The sequence below is a fragment of the Azorhizobium oxalatiphilum genome, from assembly GCF_014635325.1.
GTDB classification, from domain to species: domain Bacteria; phylum Pseudomonadota; class Alphaproteobacteria; order Rhizobiales; family Xanthobacteraceae; genus Azorhizobium; species Azorhizobium oxalatiphilum.
Map to the genome: position 1 here is coordinate 494,098 of NZ_BMCT01000001.1, position 13,089 is coordinate 507,186.

Sequence of the window (13,089 nt, forward strand, 5' to 3'; positions counted from 1 at the left end):
GCCCCCAAATATATCAGCTCTTCAAATAAGGACGGGGGCTGGTGTCAGGCTTGCTGAAACGGTGGTATCAGAGGGTGCGATGTTGCGCCGCAGCACAATAAAAAGGGCGCCCGGCCGAAGCCGCGCGCCCTTGTACTGTCAGGTTCTTGCGAGAGGTCAGGCGACGTCGCGGATCAGCTTGCGCAGCAGGGACACCATGTCCTTGATCTGCTGCTCAGTGGAGATGAAGGGCGGCGAGAAGGCCAGGCTGTCGCCGGAGTAGCGCATGTAGAGGCCTTCGCGCAGGCCGGCCTCGAACACCGCCAGCGAGCGGGTGCTGGGGCCTTCCGGCGAGGGCGCGAACTCCACCGCGGCGGTGAGGCCGAAGTTGCGCACGTCCACGATGTTGGGCTCGCCCTTGAGGCTGTGGAACTCGGCTTCCAGCAGCGGCTCCAGTTCGCGCACGCGCTCGAACAGCTTCTCTTCCTCGTACACGTCGAGGCTGGCATGGGCGGCGGCGGCGGCCATCGGATGACCCGAATAGGTGTAGCCGTGGCAGAACTCGATGGCCGCCGGCGGGCCGGACATGAAGGCCTCGTAGATCTCCTGCTTGGCGATGACGCCACCCATGGGAATGATGCCGTTGGTGATCGCCTTGGCGAAGGTGATCATGTCCGGGATGACGCCGAGGCGCTGCGCCGCAAACGCCCAGCCGGTGCGGCCGAAGCCGGTGATGACTTCGTCGAAGATCAGCAGGATGCCGTGCTTGGTGCAGATCTCGCGAAGCTTCTCGAGATAGCCGATCGGCGGCACGATGACGGCGGCCGAACCCTGCATGGGCTCCACGATGACGGCGGAGATGGTGGAGGCGTCATGCAGCGCCACGATGCGCTCCAGCTCGTCCGCCAGATGCACGCCCCACTCCGGCTGGCCCTTGGAGAAAGCCATCTGCGAGAGGTTGTGGGTGTGCGGCAGGTGGTCGACGCCGTTCACCATGCCGGGGGCGAACATCTTGCGGTTGGCGACCATGCCGCCCACCGACATGCCGCCGAAGCCGACGCCGTGATAGCCCTTCTCGCGGCCGATGAAGCGGGTGCGCGTGGCCTGGCCGGTGAGCCGGTGATAGCCCATGGCGATCTTCAGCGCCGTATCCACCGCTTCCGAGCCGGAATTGGTGAAGAACACGCGGTTCAGGCCCTCGGGGGCCATGTCAGCGATGCGCTCGGTGAGCTGGATGGTGTTGGCGCTGGCCACCTGGAAGGACGGCGCATAATCCAGCGCGCTGACCTGCTTGGTGACGGCTTCCACGATGCGCGGATGGGCATGGCCCAGCGGCGTGCACCACAGGCCCGAGGAGCCGTCGAAGATTTTCACGCCGTTGGCATTGGTGAAGTAGCAGCCCTCGGCCGCCACCATGGTGCGGTCATTGGGGTTGGACTTGAAGCGGCGGTTGGATGTGAACGGCGCCCAATAGGCATCCACATTGAGCTGCCGGGCGAGTGCGCCCTTGTCAGTCACCTGATCCATTCCAGTCCTCCAGAGCCTTTGCGGCGATTGCGGCTGCGCGGGTGCGCGTGATGCCGGGAAATCCAGATTTTCACCTTAGCGATCCATGCGATTTTGTATATATACAGATCGAAGGAACGGGCCGCATGCTGTAGTGGTGGCGGCACCCATACAGCGCTTGCACTGCTGTGGGTTTGGCCTCATCTTCCTGCGACTAACGCCTTGGGTTGCCTCCGTTTTGTGCCGTTGCCCTTCATCTGGGCTTTACCCGAAGCGGTTATGACCACCCGTGTTATGGGCACTGCATCCTTCGGGGATGGACCTCATGTTGCAGATCGTGGTGGATGCGTCCGCCAAGGTACCACTCGTGACGCAGATCGTCAGCGCCGTCTCGGCCCGCATCGCCGAGGGCGCGCTGCCGTCGGGTTCGCGCCTGCCCTCGGTGCGCCAGCTCGCCGCTTTGTGCGGGGTCTCCACCCTCACCGTCTCCAACGCCTACAACCGCCTCGTGGCCGAGGGCCTGCTGGAGGCCCGGCGGGCCAGCGGCTATTATGTGGCTGCCCGCAAGGCATCGCGCGAGCCGCAGCGCCGGGCGCTGCCGGGCAGCGTGTCCATCGACGCGCTCTGGCTGCTCCAGCGCGTCTATGAGGACGACCCCACCCTGCTGAAGGTGGGTGCCGGCTGGCTGCCGGAGAGCCATCTGTTCACGGACGGGCTGCGCCATGCGCTGGCGGCGCTGGCCAAGAAGCCGGGCGCGGCCGTCTCGCGCTATGGCAATCCGCTCGGCTACGCGCCGCTGCGCCGGGCGATCCAGATGCTGCTGACCCAGCGCGCCATCGATTGCGAGCCGGACCACATCATCCTCACCCACGGCGCCAGCCAGGCGCTGGACATCGCCGCCCGCGCCCTGCTGCAACCCGGCGACACCGCCTTCGTGGACGATCCGGGCTATTGCAATCTCTTCCCCACCTTGCGGCAGCTGGGGGTGAAGATCGTCGGCATCCCCCGCACCACGCAGGGGCCGGACGTGGAGGCGCTGGAGGCGCTGGCGCGGCAGCACCGGCCGCGGGTCTTCTTCACCAACACCGTGCTGCACAATCCCACCGGCACCGGCTGCGCGCCCTCGGTCATCTATCGGGTGCTGCGGGTGGCGGAGGATTTCGACTTCCATATCGTGGAGGACGACATCTTCGCCGGCATGGCCCCCGAGCAGGTGCCGAACATCGCCAGCCTCGACCAGTTCCGCCGCGTCTTGTATGTCGGCTCCTTCTCCAAGACCGTCTCGCCCGCCTTGCGGGTGGGCTATCTGGTGGTGGGCCGCGATCTCGTGGAGCGCATGCTCTATCTGAAGCTGTCCGGCGGCCTCACCTCCTCGGAGATCACCGAGCAGGCGGCCCATGCCATCCTCACCGAGGGGCACCACCGCCTGCACCTCGCCCGCCTGCGCGACAAGCTGGCCGCCGCCCAGAAGGCGGTGTGCGATAACCTTGAGAACGCGGGCCTTTCCGTCTTCCACCGCCCCTCCGGCGGCATGTTCGTCTGGGCGGCCTTGCCGGGGCAGCCGGACATGGCCGAGGTGGCGCAGCGGGCGCTGGAGGAGGGCATCATGCTGGCCCCCGGCGCGCTGTTCAAAGCCGACCAGAAGCCCACCCCCTTCATGCGCTTCAATGTCACTTATGCGGACCACGCAAGGCTTTATCGCTTCCTTGAGCGCGCCAGTGGGAGCATGGTGCAGAATACGGCTTGATCCTCCCATCCCGAAGGGTGGTATACCGGTTGTGCACCACCTTCGTCCCCTTGAGGGGCCTTCGTCCCCCTGGGGTTCCGACCTAGACGCAGTTTTCCGACACGGAGTTTAAGACCATGCGCCTGACAGCCGACGCCAGCGGCCTCTATCCCATCGCGCCGACCCCGTTCCATCCGGACGGCCGCCTGGATGAGGCTTCCCTCGACACGCTGATGGAGCGCTACATCGCTGCCGGCGCCACCGGCGTGACCGTGCTCGGCATCATGGGCGAGGCCCCGAAGCTGGAGCCGGACGAGAGCCTGAACATCGCCGCCCGCTTCACCAAGGGCATGGCCGGCCTGCCGGTCATCGTCGGCGTCTCCGCTCCGGGATTTGCCGCCATGCGCTGGCTGGCCCGCAACTCCATGGACAAGGGCGCGGCCGGCGTGATGATCGCCCCGATCCCGAGCCTGCGCACCGACGACCAGATCCTGAACTACTACCGTCAGGCCATCGAGGCGATCGGCACCGACATTCCCTTCGTCATCCAGGACTATCCGCTCACCCTCTCGGTGCAGATGACCCCCAAGGTCATCCGCCAGATCGTGGAGGAGCATCCCTCCTGCGTGATGCTGAAGCATGAGGACTGGCCGGGCCTGGAGAAGATCTCCACCCTGCGTGGCTTCCAGAAGGAAGGCTCCATGCGGCCGATCTCCATCCTGACCGGCAACGGCGGCATGTTCCTCGACTTCGAGATGGAGCGCGGTGCCGACGGTGCCATGACCGGCTACGCCTTCCCCGAGATGCTCGCCGACGTGGTGAAGCTCCAGAAGGCCGGCAAGCGCGACGAGGCGCATGACCTGTTCGACGCCCATCTGCCGCTGCTGCGCTACGAGCAGCAGCAGGGCGTGGGCCTCGCGGTGCGCAAGTATGTGCTGATGAAGCGCGGCTTCATCGCCTCCGACGCGCAGCGCAAGCCGGGCTCGGCGCTGACCGCCGCCGCGCGGGCCGAGGTGGACTACCTGCTGGCCCGCCTCGCCAAGCATGACTCCCGGGCGCTCGCCAAGGCCGCCTGATCCTGTCAAAAAAGACGCCGCGCGGGAGACCGCGCGGCGTTTTCTTTTGCGCCCATCCTTCCGCGTCCTTCCATTTGCGTAACGGAGCGTTCCCCATGAATCGCGTTGCCCTCGTCACCGGCGCCTCGCGCGGCATCGGCCGTGCCATTGCCCTGCGTCTCGCGAAAGACGGTTTTGCGATTGCGGTCGGCTATGCCGGGCAGAAGGCGAAGGCGGACGAGGTGGTGGATGCGATCACCGCCGCCGGCGGCAAGGCCGTGCCGGTGCAGGCGGACATCGCCAAGTCCATCGAGGTGGAGCGCATGTTCGATCTGGCGGAAGCGGCGCTCGGCCCCATCAATGCGGTGGTCAACAGCGCCGGCATGCTGAAGATGATCCCCATGAAGGATTTTTCCGACGCGGACTTCGCGGCCATCATGGGCGCCAACGTCACCGGCGCGTTCAACGTCATGCGCGCCGCCGCCAACCGCATGCCGGACGGCGGGCGCATCGTGAACATCTCCACCACCGTGGTCGCCACCGCCATGCCGAACTACGGCCCCTATGCCGCCTCCAAGGCCGCCGTGGACCTGATGACCCGCGTGATGGCGGGCGAGATGCGCGGCCGCAGCATCACCGTGAACGCTGTGGCGCCCGGCGCCACCGGCACCGATCTGTTCTATGAGGGCAAGTCGGAAGAATTCATCGCCCGCCTCGCCAAGGCCTCCCCCCTTGAGCGCATCGCCGATCCGGACGACATCGCCCCGGTGGTGGCCTTCCTGTGCAGCCCCGAGGGCGGCTGGGTGAACGGCCAGATCGTGCGCGCCAACGGCGGCGTGGCCTGAGCTTCCAGAACAAGATTTCCGACAGGAGAACACCCGTGCTGCAGCCGCCCCCCGCCGAACCCGGCATGCGCGAGGACGAGGTCGATACCCCGGCCCTCGTGCTCGATCTCGACGCCTTCGAAGCCAATCTCGACACCATGGCCAAGCTGCTGGCGCCCACCGGTGCCAAGCTGCGTGCCCATGCCAAGACGCACAAGAGCGCGGTGATCGCCAAGCTCCAGATGGCGCGCGGCGCGGTGGGCCAGTGCGTGCAGAAGGTGGGCGAGGCGGAAGCCCTCGCCCATGCGGGCATTGGTGACATTCTGGTCAGCAACGAGGTGGTTTCACCGCGCAAGCTGGCGCGCCTCGCGGCGCTCTCCTCCATCGCCCGCGTGCAGGTGTGTGCGGACGATCCGGCCATGGTGCCGGTGCTGGAGAGCGTGGCGGAAGCGGCCGGCGTGCGCCTCTCGGTGCTGGTGGAGATCGAGGTGGGTGCGCGGCGCTGCGGCCTTGAGGCCGGAGCCCCTGCGGGCGAGCTTGCTGCCCACATCGCCGCTTCGAAGCATCTGAGCTTCGGTGGCCTTCAGGCCTATTTCGGCGGCGCCCAGCACAAGCGCCAGCCCGAGGAGCGCCGCTTGGCCATCGCCTTTGCCGGTGCCTGCGTGGAGCGCACGCTCGAAGAGCTGAAGAAGCGCAAGCTGGATTGCCCCATCGTCGGCGGCGGCGGCACCGGCACCTTCCTGCATGAGGCCACCAGCGGCCTGTGGAACGAGATCCAGGCCGGCTCCTACGCCTTCATGGATGCGGACTATGCCCGCAACGTTGAGCCGCCGCCCTTCCGCCATGCGCTGTTCGTGCTGGCGCAGGTGATGAGCGCCCCGGCCGGTGCCGGCCGCGCGGTGGTGGATGCCGGCCACAAGGCCGCCCCCATCGACAGCGGTTTTCCGCAGGTGTTCGCGCGTCCGGACCTCGCCTATATCGGCGCCTCCGACGAGCACGGCGTCATCGAGGCCCGCGACGGCACGCTGCCGGTGCTGGGCGAGAAGCTGCGCCTCATCCCCGGCCATTGCGACCCCACGGTGGACCGCTACGACTGGTATGTGGGCGTGCGCAAAGGCCGGGTGGAGAGCCTCTGGCCTGTCACCGCGCGCGGCATGATGATCTGAGCCATCCGCTCCCGGAGCGGCCGGCGCAGGCCGGCCGTTCCGCTGCATTGCATGCCCATCATCGCGCCAGTACTTCCGAAGTGTTTCGAAAGTAGAGGTGCTTCCCGAGCGTTCCGCCGTGTATCGGAAGGGCCGCGACAGGTGGTCGCCGGGTAGATAGCTTGGGCTCGACCATGGGACGTCCCTCCATCCCGTGCGGGGAAAGTCCAAGGGATGCGGGCTTTGCGCGAGATGGCGCGGTGTGGCGAGGCTAGGCCGGCCACTGATGCTGCATTGCGAAATGGTGCCGAATTGGCACCAAGTCTTTGTCTCTGCTTGGCGGGGGCGGTATGGGGGCGCAGAATACGGGTGCACCCTTCCATCTTATTCCTGTAGGGTGCCCCCGCGCTGGCACGAATCCGCTGGCGATGGGGTCCGCTTTTCGGGATCCGGCATTCCAGAGGGATTGCGTATGCGTCGTTCGGCCTTGACCGTTTTGTTTGCTCTGGCGCTGGCTGCGCCCGCCATGGCGCAGCAGCAGCAATATGCCGGACGTGAACAGGACAGCCTGCGGCGCTGTTTCGACGACGGGGTGCGCAAGCTGACCGAACAGAAAGTGCCGATGGAGGATTATGCGGTGGTGGCCGTGGGTCTCTGCGATGCCCCGATCCGCCTCTATCGCGACTTCGTCGTCTCCTTCGAGACCCGGCGCGGCAACAGTCATCAGGTGGCTCTGGCCCGCGCTGAATCTGCCCTCTCCACGGAATTCCGCCGCGCCCGCGACGCCTTTGCCGCGTACAACCGCAAGAATTCCGAGCGGCGCGATCCCACGCCCGGCGAAGCCGAGGTCTGAACCGGGGCCGAAGCCCCGACCCATTCCGGTCTCCTCAGGCCGCCCGCGCCAGCGCGATCATCCGCTCAAGACCCGCCGCATCGCCCAGCACCGCCGCCTTCTCGCGGGCGGAGAGATGGCTGAGCGCTTCCTCCAGCGTGGTGGCATCCTCGGCCTTGGCGAGGCCCACCAGCCGGTCCACGCTCACATCCCCCTTCAGCCGCTGCCCGCCATAGGGCAGGGAAGCGCGATGGGCGGCGAGCAGCGCCGGATCATGCGCCAGCCGCGAGGCCGCCTCCGACACCGCGCCCTGCGTGGCAAGTTCCGCCACCAGCGCGCGGGCGCGCTCCAGCACGGCGGGCGGGGCCTTCTCCTCGGGAATGCGCAGCAGGCCAAGTTTCGCAAAGCTGGTGCCCCATGAGCGCTTCGCCGTGAGGCTGGCGATGGGAATGGCCAGCACGAGGCCGAGGATGACCGGAAGCATCCAGTAGAACAGCTCCACCGCGATCAGCAGCGCTGCCCCCGCCAGCACGAGGCCGAGGGCGGTCTCCTTCCAGTAGCGGCGGATGGTGTCCTTGAGCGGCACCGAGCCGTCGTCGCGCTGCTGCGGCTGCCAGCCCGCGTCCTTGCCCATGAGGATGCCGGCGACGCCACCCGACTGCACCACCATGAGGATGGGGGCGGCGAGGCCGGAGATGAGCGTTTCCACCAGCAGTCCGCCGAGGGCCGCGAAGCCGCCGCCGAAACCCCGCCGCCGCCGGCTGAAGGCGGTGATGAGGAAGGCGATGAACTTCGGGATCAGCAGCACCACCATGGTGCCCACGAACACATAGGCCGCGCGCACGGGATCCTGCGCCGGCCAGCTCGGGAACAGCGAGGCGCCGCGCGGGAAATAGTCCGGCGGGATGAAGCGCGCCTGCACCGAGATGGCGAGGCCCACCAGCAGCATGCAGAGCCATAGCGGCGAGGTGATGTAGGAGCCGATGCCGGTGAGCAGATGCACCCGGCTGGCGAAGGCAAGGCCGCGCGTCGGCAGCACGGCGGCATGCTGGAGATTGCCCTGGCACCAGCGCCGGTCGCGGATGGCGAGATCGGTGATGGAGGGCGGGCCCTCTTCGAAGCTGCCCTCCAGCGACGGCACCATGTGCACGCCCCAGCCGCCGCGCCGGATGAGCGCCGCCTCAACGAAGTCGTGGCTCAATATGTGCCCGCCGAACGGCGTGCGGCCCTTCAGGTGCGGCAGCCCCGCCTCGCCGGCGAAAGCCTGCGTGCGGATGATGGCATTGTGGCCCCAGTAGTTGCTGTCGGCCCCGTGCCACCACGCGAGGCCATGGGCCAGCAGCGGGCCGTACATGCGGCCCGCGAACTGCTGCACGCGGGCGAACAGCGTGCGCCCGCCGATGATCACCGGCAGGGTCTGGATGAGGCCGACGCCGGGATTGGCCTCCATGGCGGCGGCAAGGCGCACGATGGCATCGCCGGTCATGACGCTGTCCGCATCGAGCACGATCATGCTCTCGTAAGCGCCGCCGAAGCGCGTCACCCACTCGCCGATATTGCCCGCCTTGCGGTCGATGTTCTTCGGCCGTCGGCGATAGAAGATGCGCTCCGCACCCGCTCCACCCGCCGCGATGCGTTCGCGCAGCGCCAGCACGCCGGCTTCCTCCGCCACCCAGATGTCGGGATCGGTGGTGTCGGCGAGAATGAAGACATCGAAATGCTCGGCCTGCCCGGTGTCGCGCAGGCTTTCGTAGGTGGCCTGAAGCCCGGCCAGAACACGGCCGGGCGGCTCGTTATAGGTGGGCATCAGCAGCGCCACGCGCTTGCTGACCTGCGGCAGGGGCGCCGATGGGTCGATGCCCAGCGCGCCACCCTTGCCCAGCATGGCGATGGCCCCGCCGATGGCGCTGGTGCAGGAGAAGGCGATCCAGGCGAACAGCACCACGAAGATGCCGAGCACCACGCCTTCCAGCACGGTCAGCCCACCCACCGAGAGCACCAGATACATCTGCCATGCCGCCACCACCGTCATGGCGAAGGCCCCGCCCATGACGAACAGGCGCCGCAGGAAGAGCGCGGTGGGCTGCGTATCCGGCCGCCGCTCGCGCCTCGGGGCCTGCCGCAGGCTCTGCACCGGCATGGCGAGCGGGGCTTCGGGCGGCAGGAAGGCGCCGGTGGCGCCCAATGCGGGGGGCACGGGCGTTGTTCCGATGGTGAGGTCGGGGCGCTCCATCACGCGGTCCAACGGTAGACCCAGGTCTCGGACATGCGCTCCTGATCCTTCATCACCACCGCGCGGATTTCCACCGGGCTGGTGTTCTTGGGATCAAGAACGAAAGCGAGCCGATAGCCCTTGATGTCGGGATTGGGCTGCAACACCACGCTGCGCACCTCGCCACCGGAGGCGGTCACATCGGCGCGCAGGGCATCGGGCGCGATGCCTTCCAGATTGGGGCCGATGACGTCCAGCACGAACTGTCGGCCGGAGGGCGCAGCCCCCTGCCGGGTGGCGGTGAAGCGGGCGATCTTGGCGTCGTCCGGCCCGTTCCAGCCCCAGTGCATGCGGTAGACGTAATTGTATTCGCCGCCCTTGCGCAGCGGCTCCTTGGGCCGCCAGAAGGTGACGATATTGTCGTGGATCTCCTCCTTGGTGGGGATCTCCAGCAGGATCACCGAGCCCTCGCCCCAGTCGCCGATGGGCTCCACCCACACGCTCGGGCGCTTTTCGTAGCGTGCTTCCAGATCCTGATAGTCGAAGAAGGAGCGCTGGCGCTGCATCAGGCCGAAGCCGCGCGTGTTGGTGTCCATGAAGGACGAGACTTCGAGGCGCTGCGGATTGGTGAGCGGACGCCAGATGCGCTCGCCGCCGCCATTGATGATGGCGAGGCCCTCGTTGTCGCGCACGGCGGGGCGGAAATCGTCCACGTCGTTGCGGTCGTTGGGGCCGAACAGGAACATGGAGGTGAGCGTGCCGAGCCCCACCTGATCCACGTCGCCGCGCGGATAGACGGTCATCTCGGTGGCCATGCTGGTGGTCTCGCCGGGCCGGATGGTGAAGCGGAAGGCAGCCGATGCGCTGGGGCTGTCGAGCAGCGCATGCACCACGCAGCTATCCGCCTGCTTGCCCGGCACTTCCACCCAGAAGGCCTTGAAGATGGGGAATTCCTCGCCGCTCTGATCGCCCGTCTTGATGGACAGGCCACGCGCCGAGGCGCCGTAGATCTGGTCCTTGGCAATGGCGCGGAAATAGCTGGCGCCCTGGAAGACCACCACCTCGTCGTAATACTCTTTCCGGTTCATGGGCGCGTGCAGGCGGAAGCCGGAAAAGCCGAGGTCGAGCTTCGGGTCGGGGGCCGGCAGCTTGTTGTCGAAGCGGAAGTAATCCTGTGAATAGCGCAGCTGGCGTGCCTTGCCGCCTTCCACCAGCGCGATGTCCACGCGGTCGCGGAACAGGAAGCCGCGATGCAGGAGCTGCATCTCGAACGGCAGCTGCTCCTTGCGCCACAGCGAAGCTTCCGGCTTGAAGCGGATGTTGCGGTAGTCGTCGTAGGAGAGCTTGTCCAGCTCGGGCGGCAGCTTGGTGTCGGCGGCCTGATAGGGCTTCTGCGCCAGCTCGCGTGCCATCTGCCGGACGGTGGCCGGCGAGAAGGGCATGCCCTGCGCATCCTGTGCCTTCGCCTCTGCCACCAGAGCCTGCCAGGCGGTGCCGCTCATGGCGGCAAGCAGCGGCAGCGCGGCGGCACCCTTGAGGACGTGGCGTCGATCCATGAATTCTTCCTCGTAACCTGATCCTGAGCCGGATCACGCAAGGCCCCGTGCAGGACGCACGATTGCCAGCGTCCGGAACACAACACGGACGCGTGATTCCGCAACAGGAAGTCCCAAGGTCGAGCTTAGGTTCCATGACGGCGGGGAAGATGACTGACCGGCGGCTGTTCGGCGGCAGTCCCCGAGCATCTTTGTGGCGAAGGGGGGCGCGGGGAGGACAGGGGCGCTGTCCGTGCCGCCTTGTCGGGCAACGTTCCGATCCCGGAACACCGTCATGCCCGGGCTTGACCCCAGCCGGATATTACAGACTTGGGCCTTTGAGTGCGGAAGTCGGCAAAGCCGACTTGGGGTCAAGTCCGGCCATGACGAGCCATAAGTGCGGCGTGTGTGACTGCGCGCCCTCTGCCCCATCCCTGTCCCTCCCCCGCACGCGGGAGAGGGGGACCTGTCGCGCAGGTGGAAAGATGTCGCTGTTGATCAGCGGCTTGTCACGCTTCCGCCATCCGCACCACCTTGTCCAGATAGGCCGCGAGCGGGGTGAGATCATCCGCAGGCCCCCGTGCGGCCACCACCTGATCGGGGCGGATCAGCACCCAGCCGGGCTTCGTTATGCGATAGCGCGCCCGTGCCTTGCCTTCCGGATCGCTGGCCGGCGGCAGGGACACCACCTCCAGATGATCGCCGCAGCCCACGATGGCCGCATCCACCGTGAGCGGAATGGCATCGTTCGGGAACAGCAGCAGCGTGTGCTTCAGCCCGCCGATCAGCGGCCAGAGCGCGGTCGGCGCGCCGGTCGAGGGATCGAGGAAACGCGCCTCCAGCGCTCGCGTGCCCACCTCGGTGCGATGCGGATGACGCGGCGGGTTGCCCAGCGCCACCAGCGGGCCGTCGTGATAGGTGATGGCGGTCTCGGACAGTTCGGTCTGCAACGCCTTCTGGGCGGCGGGCAGATGGCCGATGACGGTCACGGCCATGTCGCGCACGAACTGCGTCACCCTGGAGCCGGCGAAGGCCACATGCAGGCGCTGGGCCGAGCCCTTCACCACATGCTCGGCCACCGGCCGGCGCTCCGGCTCGTAGCTGCCGAGCAGCACCTCCGCATCGCCCCGTCCGCCGAGCACGGACGCGAGCTTCCAGGCCAGATTCACCGCATCCTGAATGCCGGTGTTCATGCCCTGTCCGCCGGCCGGGCTGTGGATGTGGGCGGCATCTCCGGCGAGGAAGGCGCGGCCGACGCGGTAGGTCGCGGCGAGGCGCTCGTTGGTGCGGAACACCGAGAGCCAGGAGGGATCGCGCAACCGGCAGCCGGGCGGGCCGTGCTCGTCCATATAGGTCTGGAGTTCGGCGAGCGTCGGGGCGGTCTCGTCGGAGGCGTCGGGACGGGCGCCGAACAGGCGCCACGTGTCGCCCTCGAAGGGGAACAGCGCAACCGTGGCCCCGCCATGCCACCAGATGTAGATGCTGGCGCGGTCGAGATCGCCGCCGTCGATGCGCACGTCGCCGAGGATGAAGGCCTGCGGCTCCGTATAGCCCTCGAATTCGATGTTGAGCGTGTGGCGCACCGTGGAGCGGGCGCCGTCCGCGCCGACGATATAGGCCGCGCGCACCTCCTCGACGGTGCCGTCCCAATGGATGAGGTTGGCGGTGACGCCGGTGGCATCCTGCGTGAAGCTCTTCAGCTCCACACCGCGCTCGATGCTCCCGCCCAGCTCGCTTAGGCGCTGGGTGAGGATGGCTTCCGTCTCCGATTGCGGCAGCAGCAGCGGGAAGGGGTAGGGGCTGTCGATGCCCTCGCCCACCACGAGCGAGGCGAGCACCTTCGGGCCGTCGCCGATCACCAGCGCCTTCAGCCGCGTGCCGGCGGCCTCGAAGCGGTCCACTACGCCCATGCTGCCCAGCGCCTCGAGGCTGCCGCTCCAAACGGCCAGCGCCTTGGAGACGGCGGCGGGCGCGGTGTTGCGGTCGATGAGGCGCGCCTCGATGCCCATGAGCCGCAGCATGATCGCCAGCGACAGCCCCGTGGGGCCGGCACCGGCAATGAGGACGGGAACGGGCTGCGACATGTTGGCTCTCCCCAAAGGTGGCGCGTGAGGCTTCCGTTGGGGCGCAGAGTAAGTGGGGCGGTAGCTAAGTCCAGCCGATTGTCGCCACCTTGTGGTGCGGTCCCAGCCCCATGCAAGCTTTCCGTTTCCCCCGACGGAGCGGGCAGGGTCGGAGGCGGGGCGGCTTGTGTCAACGCGCGCTTCATGCCAGC

9 protein-coding genes are annotated in these 13,089 nt (G+C 67.5%); 5 read left to right on the forward strand and 4 right to left on the reverse strand.

What is annotated here, in order from left to right; all coding sequences use genetic code 11:
- Nucleotides 1–156: 156 nt before the first annotated feature.
- Entirely contained in the window at nt 157–1,506 is a 1,350-nt protein-coding gene (aptA, locus tag IEW24_RS02295) for an omega-aminotransferase AptA (RefSeq protein ID WP_188575029.1), read from the reverse strand.
- 304 nt (nt 1,507–1,810) lie between these two features.
- On the opposite strand from aptA, the gene IEW24_RS02300 reads away from it, so the two are divergent.
- The 5 genes from IEW24_RS02300 to IEW24_RS02320 all read left to right on the forward strand — a co-directional run bounded on the left by IEW24_RS02300 (nt 1,811) and on the right by IEW24_RS02320 (nt 7,088).
- Entirely contained in the window at nt 1,811–3,232 is a 1,422-nt protein-coding gene (locus IEW24_RS02300; protein WP_188575030.1) for an aminotransferase-like domain-containing protein, read from the forward strand.
- A 116-nt stretch (nt 3,233–3,348) separates the two neighbouring features.
- The gene (locus IEW24_RS02305) at nt 3,349–4,287 is read left to right on the forward strand and encodes a dihydrodipicolinate synthase family protein (RefSeq protein ID WP_188575032.1); all 939 of its coding nucleotides are present in this window, start codon (nt 3,349–3,351) and stop codon (nt 4,285–4,287) included.
- A gap of 95 nt (nt 4,288–4,382) precedes the next feature.
- On the forward strand, nt 4,383–5,111 hold the full coding sequence (locus IEW24_RS02310; protein ID WP_188575033.1) for an SDR family oxidoreductase: 729 nt from the start codon (nt 4,383–4,385) through the stop codon (nt 5,109–5,111).
- A gap of 38 nt (nt 5,112–5,149) precedes the next feature.
- Nucleotides 5,150–6,256 (forward strand): DSD1 family PLP-dependent enzyme, encoded by a 1,107-nt coding sequence (locus IEW24_RS02315; RefSeq protein WP_373870026.1) that lies wholly within the window; start codon nt 5,150–5,152, stop codon nt 6,254–6,256.
- A 466-nt stretch (nt 6,257–6,722) separates the two neighbouring features.
- Nucleotides 6,723–7,088 (forward strand): hypothetical protein, encoded by a 366-nt coding sequence (locus IEW24_RS02320; RefSeq protein WP_188575036.1) that lies wholly within the window; start codon nt 6,723–6,725, stop codon nt 7,086–7,088.
- A gap of 34 nt (nt 7,089–7,122) precedes the next feature.
- Here the strand turns inward: IEW24_RS02320 and mdoH are convergent, their stop codons facing one another.
- The 3 genes from mdoH to IEW24_RS02335 all read right to left on the reverse strand — a co-directional run bounded on the left by mdoH (nt 7,123) and on the right by IEW24_RS02335 (nt 12,898).
- Entirely contained in the window at nt 7,123–9,300 is a 2,178-nt protein-coding gene (gene mdoH, locus IEW24_RS02325; protein WP_188575038.1) for a glucans biosynthesis glucosyltransferase MdoH, read from the reverse strand.
- The gene (locus IEW24_RS02330; protein WP_188575040.1) at nt 9,300–10,835 is read right to left on the reverse strand and encodes an OpgD/OpgG family glucan biosynthesis protein; all 1,536 of its coding nucleotides are present in this window, start codon (nt 10,833–10,835) and stop codon (nt 9,300–9,302) included. Before IEW24_RS02330 ends, mdoH begins: the two co-directional genes overlap by 1 nt.
- 488 nt (nt 10,836–11,323) lie before the next feature.
- Nucleotides 11,324–12,898, reverse strand: coding sequence for an FAD-dependent monooxygenase (locus tag IEW24_RS02335; protein ID WP_188575042.1), 1,575 nt, complete (start codon nt 12,896–12,898; stop codon nt 11,324–11,326).
- Nucleotides 12,899–13,089 lie beyond the last annotated feature (191 nt).

What these genes read in the sequence shown, in the direction of transcription:
- aptA (WP_188575029.1), bottom strand. Translation starts at nt 1,506, where the DNA reads ATGGATCAGGTGACTGACAAGGGCGCACTCGCCCGGCAGCTCAATGTG.
- IEW24_RS02300 (WP_188575030.1), top strand. Translation starts at nt 1,811, where the DNA reads ATGTTGCAGATCGTGGTGGATGCGTCCGCCAAGGTACCACTCGTGACG.
- IEW24_RS02305 (WP_188575032.1), top strand. Translation starts at nt 3,349, where the DNA reads ATGCGCCTGACAGCCGACGCCAGCGGCCTCTATCCCATCGCGCCGACC.
- IEW24_RS02310 (WP_188575033.1), top strand. Translation starts at nt 4,383, where the DNA reads ATGAATCGCGTTGCCCTCGTCACCGGCGCCTCGCGCGGCATCGGCCGT.
- mdoH (WP_188575038.1), bottom strand. Translation starts at nt 9,300, where the DNA reads ATGGAGCGCCCCGACCTCACCATCGGAACAACGCCCGTGCCCCCCGCA.
- IEW24_RS02330 (WP_188575040.1), bottom strand. Translation starts at nt 10,835, where the DNA reads ATGGATCGACGCCACGTCCTCAAGGGTGCCGCCGCGCTGCCGCTGCTT.
- IEW24_RS02335 (WP_188575042.1), bottom strand. Translation starts at nt 12,898, where the DNA reads ATGTCGCAGCCCGTTCCCGTCCTCATTGCCGGTGCCGGCCCCACGGGG.